At 57.2% G+C, this 12,612-nt stretch carries 11 protein-coding genes; 5 read left to right on the plus strand and 6 right to left on the minus strand.

Features of this window, described 5'->3' with window-relative positions; translation table 11 throughout:
- Positions 1-75 precede the first annotated feature (75 nt).
- Entirely contained in the window at positions 76-720 is a 645-nt protein-coding gene (pncA, locus tag RGM3321_RS07900) for a bifunctional nicotinamidase/pyrazinamidase (RefSeq protein WP_244392440.1), read from the minus strand.
- Positions 721-912: 192 nt separating this feature from the next.
- On the opposite strand from pncA, the gene RGM3321_RS07905 reads away from it, so the two are divergent.
- Positions 913-3,039, plus strand: coding sequence for a TonB-dependent receptor (locus RGM3321_RS07905; RefSeq protein WP_244392442.1), 2,127 nt, complete (start codon positions 913-915; stop codon positions 3,037-3,039).
- A 103-nt stretch (positions 3,040-3,142) separates the two neighbouring features.
- On the opposite strand, the gene RGM3321_RS07910 is transcribed toward RGM3321_RS07905, so the two are convergent.
- The 5 genes from RGM3321_RS07910 to RGM3321_RS07930 all read right to left on the minus strand — a co-directional run bounded on the left by RGM3321_RS07910 (position 3,143) and on the right by RGM3321_RS07930 (position 9,228).
- Positions 3,143-4,393 carry a cellulase family glycosylhydrolase gene (locus tag RGM3321_RS07910; RefSeq protein ID WP_244392443.1) on the minus strand — a complete coding sequence of 417 codons (1,251 nt, stop codon included), beginning with the start codon at positions 4,391-4,393 and terminating at the stop codon, positions 3,143-3,145.
- 300 nt (positions 4,394-4,693) lie between these two features.
- Positions 4,694-5,650, minus strand: coding sequence for a D-2-hydroxyacid dehydrogenase family protein (locus tag RGM3321_RS07915; protein ID WP_244392444.1), 957 nt, complete (start codon positions 5,648-5,650; stop codon positions 4,694-4,696).
- Between the two features lie 40 nt (positions 5,651-5,690).
- Positions 5,691-6,344: a DUF1345 domain-containing protein gene (locus RGM3321_RS07920; protein ID WP_244392445.1), complete on the minus strand. Its 654-nt coding sequence runs from the start codon at positions 6,342-6,344 to the stop codon at positions 5,691-5,693.
- A 154-nt stretch (positions 6,345-6,498) separates the two neighbouring features.
- On the minus strand, positions 6,499-7,851 hold the full coding sequence (gene gudD / locus RGM3321_RS07925; RefSeq protein WP_244392446.1) for a glucarate dehydratase: 1,353 nt from the start codon (positions 7,849-7,851) through the stop codon (positions 6,499-6,501).
- Positions 7,852-7,902: 51 nt separating this feature from the next.
- Positions 7,903-9,228, minus strand: a complete 1,326-nt coding sequence (locus RGM3321_RS07930; RefSeq protein WP_244392456.1) for an MFS transporter — start codon at positions 9,226-9,228, stop codon at positions 7,903-7,905.
- 169 nt (positions 9,229-9,397) lie between these two features.
- On the opposite strand from RGM3321_RS07930, the gene RGM3321_RS07935 reads away from it, so the two are divergent.
- From RGM3321_RS07935 to RGM3321_RS07950, 4 genes are all read left to right on the plus strand, one after another.
- On the plus strand, positions 9,398-9,577 hold the full coding sequence (locus tag RGM3321_RS07935) for a hypothetical protein (RefSeq protein WP_244392447.1): 180 nt from the start codon (positions 9,398-9,400) through the stop codon (positions 9,575-9,577).
- Between the two features lie 119 nt (positions 9,578-9,696).
- Positions 9,697-10,437 carry a FadR/GntR family transcriptional regulator gene (locus tag RGM3321_RS07940; protein ID WP_244392449.1) on the plus strand — a complete coding sequence of 247 codons (741 nt, stop codon included), beginning with the start codon at positions 9,697-9,699 and terminating at the stop codon, positions 10,435-10,437.
- A gap of 145 nt (positions 10,438-10,582) precedes the next feature.
- Complete coding sequence (locus tag RGM3321_RS07945) at positions 10,583-11,029, plus strand: GNAT family N-acetyltransferase (RefSeq protein WP_244392451.1); 447 nt, start codon at positions 10,583-10,585, stop codon at positions 11,027-11,029.
- A gap of 93 nt (positions 11,030-11,122) precedes the next feature.
- The gene (locus RGM3321_RS07950; RefSeq protein ID WP_244392453.1) at positions 11,123-11,848 is read left to right on the plus strand and encodes a hypothetical protein; all 726 of its coding nucleotides are present in this window, start codon (positions 11,123-11,125) and stop codon (positions 11,846-11,848) included.
- Positions 11,849-12,612 lie beyond the last annotated feature (764 nt).

The raw sequence follows: 12,612 nt of genomic DNA on the forward strand, positions 1-12,612 counted from the left end.
AGGCGCCACGCGCGGTCGTTCGCTAACCGCGGGACGTATCAACGATTGTTTGCACCGGTTGCAGGATGCGCCTGTCTAGCCCAGCAGATCGGCGCTTTGCACGCGTTCTACACCCATGCTCAGCAGGGTCTTCCAGGCGTTCTCCAGCGAGCCGTTCATGTCGATGGCGCGACAGCCATCTTCGATGACATACGTATTGAAACCGGCACTGCGTGCATCCTGAGCAGACCAGGCGACGCAGAAATCCAGCGCCAGGCCGACCACGAATACCGTGTCTATACCGCGCTCTTTCAGATACCCGGCCAGTCCTGTGCTGGTCGTACGGTCTGCCTCCAGAAATGCCGAATAGCTGTCGATATGCGCATTGCAGCCCTTGCGCAGGATCAGTTGCGCGTGAGGCAGGTCAAGATCGGCGTGCAACTGCGCACCGTGGCTGCCTTGCACGCAATGGTCCGGCCACAGGGTTTGCGGGCCGTAGGGCAGGGTGATGCTCTCGAATGGCAAGCGCTGAGCATGGCTTGAAGCAAACGAAATGTGCCCGGCAGGATGCCAATCCTGCGTGATGATCACCCGGGCAAAGCGCGCGCCCAGACAATTGATCAACGGCAGCAACGCGTCGCCGTCAGCCACCGCCAGTTGTCCGCCGGGCATGAAGTCGTACTGCATGTCGATCACCAGCAAAGCGCAGCGCGGGTCGGCAGGCTTGTCGGAAAGAGGCATTGTCGGTTCTCGTGTCAGGTGCGATGAGCACCAGTTTGCCTGTTTGTCCTCACGGTTGCGAAGCGAGATGCGCAGCATAGGCAAAAGATATTTTTGCGAATTTGTATCAGGCGCTAATACGAATCTGTACTATTCGCGAAAAATCCTGCCGGGTCCCAAGAGGCCTGGTTTCTTGCCAAGGGCTGCACGTCGATGCGTCGTACTCTCGTTTCACTTTGCGTCATTCAAGTGATCTCTCAAGCCGCCTGGGCTGACCAGGTTACTGCCGGGCAACCTTCCATAGAGTTGCAGAATATCGACATTCAGGGCGCTGCCAATGCCGAAACGGCGCAAGGGCCGGTCGAAGGCTATCGGGCCACCCGGTCCGCCAGCGCCACGCGCACCGATACCTCGCTGCATGAAACGCCACAGTCCGTCAGCGTTGTGACCCGCGACGCGGTAGAAGACATCGGTTCCACGCGCTTGCAGGACGCTCTGGACTACGCGGGCGGCGTCGGGCGCGCCAACAACTTCGGCGGTCAAGGGTTGACCACATTCACGGTGCGCGGTTTTACCACCGGCGAGTTCTATCGCAACGGCTTCCCGATCAATCGCGGTTATCCGAACATGCCGGATGCCAATACCATCGAGCGTCTTGAAGTGTTGCGCGGCCCGGCCACCACGCTGTACGGCCGGGGCGATCCGGGCGGCACTTTCAACGTGGTCTCCAAGCAGCCACTGGCCGAGCGCAAGGTCACGCTGGGCAGCCAACTCAATGATCAGGGCATGAAGCGCGGCACGCTGGACGCGTCCGGTCCGCTGGATGACGAAGGGCGTTTCGCCTATCGCCTCAACGTCGTGGGCGAAGGCGGCGATACCTTTCGTGATCACGTCGAGACCGAGCGCTATGGCGTGGCTCCGGTCTTGAGCTGGGAGGTCAACGACGCCACGCGCATTACCTTCGAAGGCGACTTCATGCGCAACAATGCGCCGCTGGATCGTGGCCTGACGCGTTATGCCAACCAGACGAGTACCGCCTCGCGCGATACGTTCTTCGGCGAGAAGAGCGTGGGCAAGCTGCATAACGATAACAACATGGCACAGTTGCGCTTCGACCATGACCTCAATGCCGACTGGAAGCTGGGCGGTGGCGTACAGCTTCTCGACGGTTCCCTGCAAGGCGATGCCATCGAGGCCAACGGCCTGGCGGCTGATGGTCGCACCCTCGGGCGCAACTTCAACTATCGCAAGCTGGAATGGACAGACCGCGATGTGCAGTTGAACCTGACCGGGCACTTTTCCGCCGGTGGCTTCGATCACACGCTGCTGACCGGGGTTGAGTATGAGGATTATGACTACAAGTCGATCATCCAGCGCTCAAGCGGTGCCGTCGGCGCCTACCCGATAGACATCTTCAACCCTGTCTATGGTCAGGCCCGGCCGGCACTGACCCGGACCACGACCCATGACAAGGAAAACCTCAAGACCTGGGCTGCCTTCGTGCAGGATCAGGTGGCGCTGACCGAGCGCCTGAAGCTATTGGGCGGCGTGCGTCTGGAACGTTTTGAGCATGACTACGATTCCTTTCTGCCCGGCACCAGCAGCTGGACAGCCAGCGATAACGCCGTCACACCGCGCGTTGGCCTGAGCTACGACCTGACCGACACCGTCGCGGTCTACGCCAATACCGCACGTTCGTTCAAACCCAACAGTGGTGCCAGTCGACTGGGCGGCGGCTTCAAGCCGGAAGAGGGCAAGTCATACGAGATCGGCACCAAGTGGGAAACGCTGGACGGCCAGTTGAGTGTTGATGCGGCGATCTACCAGATCGAGAAGCGTAATGTACTGACCACCGACCCGGTTGATTCCACATTCAGTGTAGCGGCAGGCGAAGTGCGCAGCCGTGGCCTGGACCTCAACGTGGTCGGCAACCTGACGCCCGAGTGGCGGATGATGGGCAGCTACGCTTACGTCAACGCTGAAGTAACCAAGGACAACACGCTGCGCTCCGGCACACGGTTGATGAACATCCCTGAGCAGACCTTCAGCCTGCTCAACGTCTACGAGTTTCAGGAGGGTGCCTTGCGCGGCCTGGGTCTGGGCGGCGGCGGTCGTTATGTCGACCAGCGCGCCGGGCGCACCGCCAACGTTGCCTTTTCGATGGACAGCTACACCGTGTTCGACCTGCTGGCCTACTACAAGGTCAATCAGCACGTGAAGCTCAACCTCGACCTGAAGAACGTTTTCGATACCGAGTATGAGGAAGGCGCGTTTGGAAACGTCTATGCGTATCCGGGGGCGCCGCGAACGGTGCAGGTGGGGATTGCTTATACGTTGTGATGGTGCAGGTATCTGATTCTTAGATGCAAAACCTGACCCTTTGGGGGGCAGGTTCAGCAGCGTGTGTCATGGATACCGGACCCTGATCACACGCCGTACTGAATCATAGGAATTGATCTGTCTTTGAAAAGCCGGCACGGCGGCGAAGCTTGCCATCCTGGAACTGGTCCTTGCCGGGTAGAATGTCCGCTCCGGCTGCTTTGAGAGCGGTCATATTATCCTTCAAGGCTTTGGTGGCTTCGTCCTTTTGCTGGAACGTGTTTCCTACCAGAAATTTGGCATTACCTACTTCGCCAATCTGGAATTTATAGCCAGCCTCTCGCAGTGCCTTGATCTGGTTGGCAAGCCGGGAAGAGGCTTCGCTTTCCCTGGCATACACATGAAAGCTACCAACCAGGGCAGGATTGCCTTCGCCATTGGCGGCCTTTAATTGATCGGCAAACTTGACCAGGCCGCTTTGCGGGCCAGCGGTCAGGCCACCTCCCCAGTTACTGTCCTCGACAACAATAGTTCCTTTATAGCCGGAATTGCGCGCGGCTTTGATTAATGTGGTCTGCATGTCAGCCCAGTCCTGACTGGCGCTTTTGCCGCCCTGATTGAAAGTGTCCAGGACGAAACTGGTACGACTGCCAAACTTTCTGACCACATTACTGATGTCGGCCGAGGCCTGCTTCAACTTTTCTCCGGTGAGCACGTTTCCGCCACCCTGGTTCGCACTGTCGCGAAAGGTGAACTGAACCTTCACACCCTGTTTGTCTCCTTCGCTAAGCAATGCCCTGAGTTTATCCATCTGCCTGGCGTCCTTGATCTGATCATGCGTCATCTGAAAGCGTAAGGTCCCGCCTCCAATCGTTTTCAGGTCCTGAATCATCTTCGTGGCAGCAGCGGGTGTGGCGATGTCATCAGGGTTGACGTTGGCTCCCCCGCGCGAGACTTTCTCGGCGATTTTGACAGGCTCTGCAGAGGCGACCTTGTCTTTGTCCGTGACTTTCGTTTCTGGCGCGGAAGGGGTTGTGTTGTCTTTGACAGTGGCCACTTCGTCGCGCAGAGCCTTGGTATCGCTCTGAGTGGCAAGCGTCTGTTGACTGGCAAGCAATGCCGTATCCGACGGAGATGCTTCGCTCTCCAGTGATCGAGCATTTCGACTGAGCATGGTTCTCGTGTAGACCGGAAAAGCTTCCGGTGCATCGGCGGAACGGTTGTCAGAGGCGGTATAAGTGTCGAGCTTCGCCTGCGTATCCGGATTCGCTTCAATAGCGCCAGTGCTCACGGCTCGCATGGTTCTGTCGGCCATTACAGGCTTTTCCCTGGCAGCCATGAGAGGGTCATATGACCTGTCTGAGCGAATATTCATCGAATGTCTCTATAGGCTCCGTGCGACAAGTGGCTGCGCCCTGCGAAACAGGAGATAAGTCGCCGGGCCAGCTATAACTTAGTGGATTGCAGTATTCATATAACGAGAAGGGGAACTTAAGATGACGCTTTTATTAACGTTTTTCTTTTTCTGTTCTTCCTTGAAATATGGCTTCCTGGCGTAATCCTGTTTCAAGCGTTATCTGCAAGCGGAGCAGGGTCGCATAAACAGGATTTTTAGAGCAACAAAAAGTCTGAGTGACTGAGCCAACAGATTACCGCTTTGACGGCGTCCGACATGTCAGCCAAGCAGCCGAATCGGCGAGTCCGCATGCCAGGCCTGAATGTCTTCGATCATCTGCCCATAAAAGGTCCGGTAGTTGTTTTCGGTGACGTAACCGATATGCGGTGTTGCCAGCACGTTGTCCAGCGTGCGGAACGGGTGATCAGCCGGCAGCGGTTCGATGTCGAATACGTCGAGTGCGGCGCCTGCGATGTTGCGCTGTCGCAGTGTTTCAAGCAGCGCAGTCTGATCGATGATCGGGCCGCGCGACGAGTTGATCAGGTAGGCGCTCGGCTTCATCCAGCCCAGTGCCTCCGCGTCCACCAGCCCACGGCTGCGGTCGCTGAGTACCAGGTGCACCGAGAGCACGTCCGCCTGTTCGAACAGTTGCTGTTTGCTGACGTACGTGACGCCCGATTCGGCGGCGGCTTCGGGTGTCAGATTCTGGCTCCAGGCAATGACCTGCATGCCGAACGCCTGACCGTAGCGGGCAATCCATTTGCCGATACTGCCCAGCCCGAGAATGCCCAGGGTCTTGCCGTGCAGGTCGCTGCCCAGCCCGAACTGCCAGTTGCCTGCACGCAAAGAGTTGGCCTCGGCCACCAGATTGCGGGTGATGCCCATGATCAGCGCCCAGGTCAGTTCCGGTGCCGCGTGTTTATAGCTTTCTGTTCCGCACACCACAATGCCGTGCCGCGTGGCCGCTGGGATATCAATCGCTGCATTGCGCATGCCGCCTGTGACCAGCAATTTGAGCGCAGGCAGTTGGCTGAGCAGTGCCTCATCGAACAGGGTTCGCTCGCGCATCAGGCAAATGATGTCGAAGCCTTGCAGCCGTTGCACCATGGTTGCGGTGTCGGCCGGGAAGTCGTGCAGAAAGCTGATGTCGCCCACTGAGTCGAGCACCGACCAGTCCACCACATCGCTGGCGACGTTTTGCCAATCATCGAGCACCGCGATTTTCAATTGGGTCATTGTCTGAAGGCCTCTTGACGGGTTTTTATGAATCCGAGCGCTAATTGAACAGGCTGGCAGCGATATTAATCGAAAAGCCCAGAATCGCGGTGTTGAACACAAAGCAGATCAACGACTGGCCGAGCACGACCTTGCGCATTTCACGGGTCGCGACCCCGACGTCTGAGGTCTGTACCGCAACGCTGAGGGTGAAAGAAAAGTACAGAAAGTCCCAGTAGTCGGGGTGCTTTTCTCCGCCGACAAACGCCAGCGCGGGCTCCTTGCCTTTCCAGGTATAGAACATGCGTGCGTAATGCAGGCTGAAGATCACCCCGATCATCAGCCACGAACCTATGACGGTCAGGCCGGTGAAGGCGTGATGGAGCATTTTGGCGTCGCTGGACAGGCCCTTGCTGCCCGCGACTTCGAAGATGATCGCCGCCAGACTGGCCAGTGCCGCCACGCAGACCGTTACCAGAATGACGCCCGCGTTTTCGTCTTCCATCATCGCGACTCGGCGGACATCGTCGGCATTGCTGCGCAGTGTGCGAACGAAAATAAGGATCAGATACAGCCACACGCCTGTGTCCCAGCCGGTCAGCACGCTCTGCGTGAGTGTTGCGTGCGGGATCAGCCAGGCCCAGGCGATGCCGGCGGTGAGGCCAACCAGAGCTGCGAAGGTCAGGCGAGGGCGGGTGCGGGCAAGATGGCGCATGCGGTCTAGTCGTTACTGGAGGTTACGAGACAGTAGCATGCCGAGTTTGCATGCCAAGCCTGATGTGAAAAAAAACGGCGCGCAAGGGGGTTGCGCGCCGTGTGCCAGCCAGATTGTTATCAGGCGGCGAGTGGTTTTTTAAGCTCGGGCAGGCTCAACGCACCAGGCAAGGCTGCTTGTTGTTGAATTTCCAGTCCGGGATCAGGAACTGCATGGCCACTGCGTCATTACGTGCGCCCAAACCCATGCCTTTGTAGAGTTCGTGAGCCTTGGCCAACTGGTCCATGTCCAGCTCGACGCCCAGCCCCGCCTGCTTCGGCACATCGACCTTGCCGCCGATAATTTGCAGCGGGGCCTTGGTCAGGCGCTGGCCGTCCTGCCAGATCCAGTGGGTATCAATCGCCGTAATGTTGCCCGGCGCCGCGGCGGCCACATGGGTGAACATCGCCAATGAAATATCGAAATGGTTGTTGGAATGCGAGCCCCAGGTCAGACCCCACTCATTGCACATCTGCGCCACCCGTACCGAACCCTGCATGGTCCAGAAGTGCGGATCAGCCAGTGGAATGTCCACCGATTGCAGCTGAATGGCATGGCCCATTTCCCGCCAGTCGGTGGCAATCATGTTGGTGGCAGTCTTCAGGCCGGTGGCGCGCCGGAACTCGGCCATGACTTCGCGACCGGAAAAACCGTTTTCCGCGCCGCACGGATCTTCGGCATACGCCAGCACGTGATGCTGATCGCGGCACAGGCGGATGGCTTCCTTGAGCGACCAGGCTCCGTTGGGGTCAAGCGTAATCCGCGCATCGGGAAAACGTTCAGCCAGCGCCGTGACGGCTTCGATCTCTGCGTCACCGCTGAGTACGCCGCCCTTGAGCTTGAAGTCCTGAAAGCCGTAACGCTGGTGCGCAGCTTCAGCCAGACGGACCACCGCCTGCGGAGTCAGCGCTTCTTCATGGCGAATGCGGAACCAGTCATTATCGGCGTCGGGCTCGCTGCGGTAGGCCAGGTCGGTTTCGCGCTGGTCGCCGACATAAAACAGGTAGCCGAGCATCTCGACCTGATCACGTTGCTGACCTTCGCCCAGCAATGCGGCAACCGGTACGTCCAGGTGCTGACCAAGCAGGTCGAGCAGGGCGGCTTCCAGCGCGGTGACAGCGTGAATGGCGATGCGCAGGTCGAAGGTCTGCAGGCCGCGGCCGCCCGAATCGCGATCGGCGAAGGCTTTGCGTGCCTCATTGAGGATCTTCTGGTAGGTGCCGATGCTGCTGCCGACCACTAGCGAGCGTGCGTCTTCCAGCGTCTGGCGAATCAGCTCGCCGCCCGGCACTTCGCCGACGCCGACATGCCCGGCATTGTCCTTGAGTATCACGATATTGCGGGTGAAATAAGGGCCGTGCGCGCCGCTGAGGTTGAGCAGCATGTCGTCATGGCCAGCCACCGGCACTACCTGCATTTCGGTAATGACAGGGGCCTTGCTGGTGATGTTAGCGTGTTGAATATTCATGACTGATCCCGTAAAAAATATGGCCTGTAATGGCGTCGCTTCGAACGTGCATCAATGTGTGGCCGGGGTGTGGATGGCGGCTACCGGCGTCGCCCCTGGCTTGGGCGTATTGCGCGCAGCGAAGACGATGATCGCGGCAATGATCGATGTGACCGTCAGGCCATACAGCCCGCCCTGGATCGAGCCGGTGTGCTCTTCCAGCAAACCGAAAGTGGTCGGTGCCACGAAGCCACCCAGGTTGCCCACCGAGTTGATCAGCGCAATGACCGCCGCAGCGATACGTGCATCCAGATACGCTTGCGGAATGGGCCAGAACAGTGACGAAGCCGACTTGAAACCCAGTGCTGCAAAGCAGATGGCAACGAAGGCGAAGATCGGGCTGCCAGTGGTGGACATGAACATCCCGGCAGCGGCAATCAGCAGCGCAATGGCGACCCACGCCTGCTGGCGTTTCCACTTGGCGGACAGCGTGGCGAAAGCGTACATTCCGATGATCGACAGCAGCCATGGAATGGAGTTGAACATGCCGACTTCAAAGTCAGTCAGGCTGCCCATTTTTCTGATGATGCTCGGTAGCCAGAAGGTCGCTGCGTAGATGGTCAACTGAATGAAGAAGTAGATCACGCAGAACAGAATGATCTGGCTGTCCTTGAGCAACTTGCCGATGGAGGCTTTGACTGGCGTCGCCGCTTCGCGGGCAGCCTGTTCGGCATCGATGGCGCTGACCAGCGCGTCCTGTTCTTCGCGGGTCAGCCACTTGGCGTCGTGCGGTTTGGAGTCCAGCCAGAACCAGACGAAGAAGCACAGACCCACCGAGAACATGCCCTCGATGAAATACATCCACTGCCAGCCTTTCATTCCGAAACCGGTGATCTGCAACAGCAGGCCTGACAGTGGTCCGGAAATCAGCGAAGCGATGGCCGAGCCGCTGAGGAAAATGGCAATTGCCTTGCCGCGCTCAACCCCGGGCAACCAGCGGGTGAAGTAGTAGATCACGCCCGGAAAGAAGCCTGCCTCGGCCACGCCCAGCAGAAAGCGCAGAATGTAGAAGTGGGTTTCGTTCTGGATGAAGGCCATGCAGGCAGCAACGATGCCCCAGGTCAGCATGATCCGCGTCAGCCAGATACGTGCGCCAACCTTCTGCAGCAGGATGTTGGAAGGGACTTCGAAGAGGGCATAACCGATGAAGAACAGTCCGGCACCCAGGCCATAGGCTGCAGCGCCGATGCCCAGGTCATGCTCCATGTGCGAACGCACGAAGCCGATGTTGACCCGGTCGATGTAGTTGACGATGAACATGATGACGAAAAGCGGCAGGACGTGACGTTTGACCTTCGATACGGCTGAACTCAGAACCGAATCGGTGCCGTCGGCCATCCTGGAATTGGATGTGCTCACTGTTGAATCTCCCACTCGTTGTTTTTATGCGGGTATGTGCGAAGTGTGTCCCTCGCATTGTCGGTCATCATACAAGTAAAATAGGCTTGTGCAATCCCCTGATGCTGATGAATTCGACGATTAGGAAGGTTTTTCTGGACGCGGGTACATGCGCAAGAATCGTCAGTATGACGATATTAATTTAATGGTTTTGCCCATTGATTACTGGGTATTAGCCTTTTTTATTAGTCGGGTCTGGCCTATTCACGGGTCGTTTCTTTCAAGCTGTGCTGTTGAAAAAACGCTTCGAGGTAAATCAGGAGCTTTGACAGTGATAGATAGCTTGTAATACAAGTAAGACAACTGCGCAGGCCGATGCCACCGGCCTTTTTGCGTACTCAACCTCACATTCGCGCTGTTATGACCGTGATTCGGCAGCCCAACCAGACAAGTCAGGATTTATTCGCCATGCAAGAGCCTGTCAGCGCAGCGCCCAAACGTCGTCAGCACAGCCTGGCCACCGATCTGGTCACCGAACTGAGCCAGCGTATTTTGCTGGGCAAGATCGCACCCGGTCAGAAGCTGCCTTCCGAAAACCAGATCGTCCGTGAGCACGGCGTCAGCCGCACTGTCGTGCGCGAGGCCATTTCCAAGTTGCAGGCGTCAGGGCTGGTGGTGACCCACCACGGCATCGGTACGTTTGTGCTGGAGCGCAGTGACCAGACCGGCCTGCGTCTGAAGGTCGAAACCGTTTCACGGGTGCGCGATATCATCGAACTGCGTATTGGCCTGGAAACCCAGGCCGTCGCGCTGGCCGCTGTGCGTCGCACCGATGAGCAACTGGCGGCCATGCGTCAGGCACTGGATGACTATCAGGACCTGCTGGCCAATGACGACAGTTGTGTGGAGGCCGACAAACGCTTTCACATGCTTATCGCCGAAGCCACTGGTAATCCGTATTTTATGGAAATCATGCAGCACCTGGGCAGCGCGATCATTCCGCGTAGCCGCATTGCCTCAAGCGAGCGGGCGGGCAATAACCTCGCGCATCAAGGCTATCTGGCCAACCTGGAACACGAAGCACTGCTCAGCGCCATTCGCCGCAAGGACCCGGATGCAGCGCGTGCGGCGATGTGGACGCACCTGAGCAATAGCCGTGAGCGACTGGTTCCGCTGGGTTCGGAGTCGAGCGACACGCCAAGCAAATGAGCGACGAAGACCGTTGGCGATTACGCCAGGAAACGGCAGGTCTCATCGCTGAATAACTGCATCAGTGGATGCCAGCTTGATCTGTGTGAGACATGCTCCAGGTACAATTACCAATAAGTCCCGCCTCAAAAAACAAGGACGATGAATGAAACAATTCGAGATTCATCAGACCACGCACTTGCCACCGCAGATTCTGGCATTGGAAAAAGAGGCGATTGGGGAAGGCTTCAGGTTTATCACCCGGTTGATTGACGAGTGGCACTCGGGGACGAACCGTTTCGATGCACCCGGCGAGTGTCTTATGGTGGCATGCTTGAACCAGCAACTGATAGGCGTCGGGGGCTTGTCCATTGATCCATATGCGGAGGCCAATACGGCAAGGCTACGTCGGGTATACGTCGCAGCTTCATCAAGAGGGCAGCATGTTGGTCAAGCTTTAGTAAAAGCGCTGCTGACACATGCGGCTCTTCGCTTTCGGAGGGTACGCCTTTCTACTGATACGCTCGAGGGCGATGCATTTTATCTACACTGTGGTTTCATACGAACAGATAGTCCCCATGTTACCCATGTCATGCAGCTAAGCAGCAACTGATGTAGGCAGTCATCATATTGCTGATAATGTGTATCTGCCAGACGCCTACGAACAAACCGAACCTGGCATACGAAAACACGACGCGAGTCTGCCGTGAAACTACTTAAATATGTACTTACGCATGACTCTGGACTAGCACCCAATCCTTTCTTCGGCGCATGTTCGCTGGCGCTTTGTACGCCCAACCACATGAATGCACGCCTGTCAGTGGGTGATTGGATTGTCGGCCATACGACCAAAGCAACGAGCAATCGTCTTGTGTACGCTATGAAACTGACAAAGGTGCTCAGCATGGAGGAGTACTTCGTCCAGTTCCCCGAGAAGCACCCTGATCCATATGGAAGCATCGAGCAGCAGTACGGCGACAACATGTACTTTCGCGAAGATGATCGGTGGATGCGTTTGCCATCGGCTGAGCACAACAGCGTTGATTCCTTTCGGCAAGACACCGGAAGGCGAGTTTATCTGGCCCAGGGTAATGATCACTTTTGGTATTTCGGCGCGAACAATCCCATGCCGGCTATCCAGGGAATTACTGATAAGTTTCCATGGCTTATCCGCAGCCGACAGGGCTTTGCGTACGTCCGAGATTCAGACCGTATCCAAGCGTTCGCGGACTGGCTGTCTTTGTTGGGACAAAACGGCGTGCTCGGCCAGCCTCGGGATCAAAAAAACCTTGCTGCACACCGACACTTGATATCGATTGAACCCGAGCCTCTTTGGCACGATGCAAAATTGGGTTTGGATCATCCTGAATCAAAAGTATCATGCCGTCGGCGACCAAACCCTAAATCGTGTAACGTAAAAGGTGGTTGCTAGGGAGTTCGTCTGCCGACCCAACGGGCGAGTGAGATAAGCTACCTGCTGCCCCATGAATGGACACTAAATCATGCCCAGCTGAAATAAGTCGGGCTCCTTCCTGGCATAAAGTCGGCCACGGAGTCGTCATGCAGGCCAACGCTAAAAATGAACCGCTACACGGTTCCTGTCATTGCGGAAACGTGCGCGTGCTCATCCCGCATTTGCCAGTTCATGCCATCAAATGTAATTGCTCGATTTGCCGGAGACTCGGGGCGCTTTGGGCTCAGTATGAAGCTGGTGCAGTAAAGTTCGAGGGACACCCTCAAAATACCTCATCGTACGTTTGGGGGCAGGAAACCCTGAGGACAATCCGTTGCAGTAATTGTGGGTGCGCCACTCACTGGGAAGCGATCCTTCCGGGGCCAGGTGCTGGCGTTGGGGTGAATCTCAATAATTTCGATCAGGCGTTAGTAGGGACAACACCCGTGCGCCATTTCGACGGTGCCGATAGCTGGGCATATCTAGACTAGACCGGGCAATGTGTATTGGCCCGACGCTTACCGCAAAAGGACCCTTACAGTCGCAGAAGATTTGGCGCTCAAAACAACGCCTTCGCGGACACGTTCGCTCCGACAGAGGCCTGGTTCCCCTGTAGCGGCGTTTCTCAAGGTAGTTGTCGCGTCCACCGCGTGCTACGCGACCTTTACCACCACAGTCAGCTCCCTTTCAGGATTCAGATACACCGTCCCTATCGGGTTCCAGTTGCGTGTTTCTCCCGTCCA

The organism is Pseudomonas sp. RGM 3321 (assembly GCF_022836805.1).
Lineage (GTDB): Bacteria > Pseudomonadota > Gammaproteobacteria > Pseudomonadales > Pseudomonadaceae > Aquipseudomonas.

What these genes read in the sequence shown, in the direction of transcription:
- pncA (WP_244392440.1), bottom strand. Translation starts at nt 720, where the DNA reads ATGCCTCTTTCCGACAAGCCTGCCGACCCGCGCTGCGCTTTGCTGGTG.
- RGM3321_RS07905 (WP_244392442.1), top strand. Translation starts at nt 913, where the DNA reads ATGCGTCGTACTCTCGTTTCACTTTGCGTCATTCAAGTGATCTCTCAA.
- RGM3321_RS07910 (WP_244392443.1), bottom strand. Translation starts at nt 4,393, where the DNA reads ATGAATATTCGCTCAGACAGGTCATATGACCCTCTCATGGCTGCCAGG.
- RGM3321_RS07915 (WP_244392444.1), bottom strand. Translation starts at nt 5,650, where the DNA reads ATGACCCAATTGAAAATCGCGGTGCTCGATGATTGGCAAAACGTCGCC.
- RGM3321_RS07920 (WP_244392445.1), bottom strand. Translation starts at nt 6,344, where the DNA reads ATGCGCCATCTTGCCCGCACCCGCCCTCGCCTGACCTTCGCAGCTCTG.
- gudD (WP_244392446.1), bottom strand. Translation starts at nt 7,851, where the DNA reads ATGAATATTCAACACGCTAACATCACCAGCAAGGCCCCTGTCATTACC.
- RGM3321_RS07930 (WP_244392456.1), bottom strand. Translation starts at nt 9,228, where the DNA reads ATGGCCGACGGCACCGATTCGGTTCTGAGTTCAGCCGTATCGAAGGTC.
- RGM3321_RS07935 (WP_244392447.1), top strand. Translation starts at nt 9,398, where the DNA reads ATGCGCAAGAATCGTCAGTATGACGATATTAATTTAATGGTTTTGCCC.
- RGM3321_RS07940 (WP_244392449.1), top strand. Translation starts at nt 9,697, where the DNA reads ATGCAAGAGCCTGTCAGCGCAGCGCCCAAACGTCGTCAGCACAGCCTG.
- RGM3321_RS07945 (WP_244392451.1), top strand. Translation starts at nt 10,583, where the DNA reads ATGAAACAATTCGAGATTCATCAGACCACGCACTTGCCACCGCAGATT.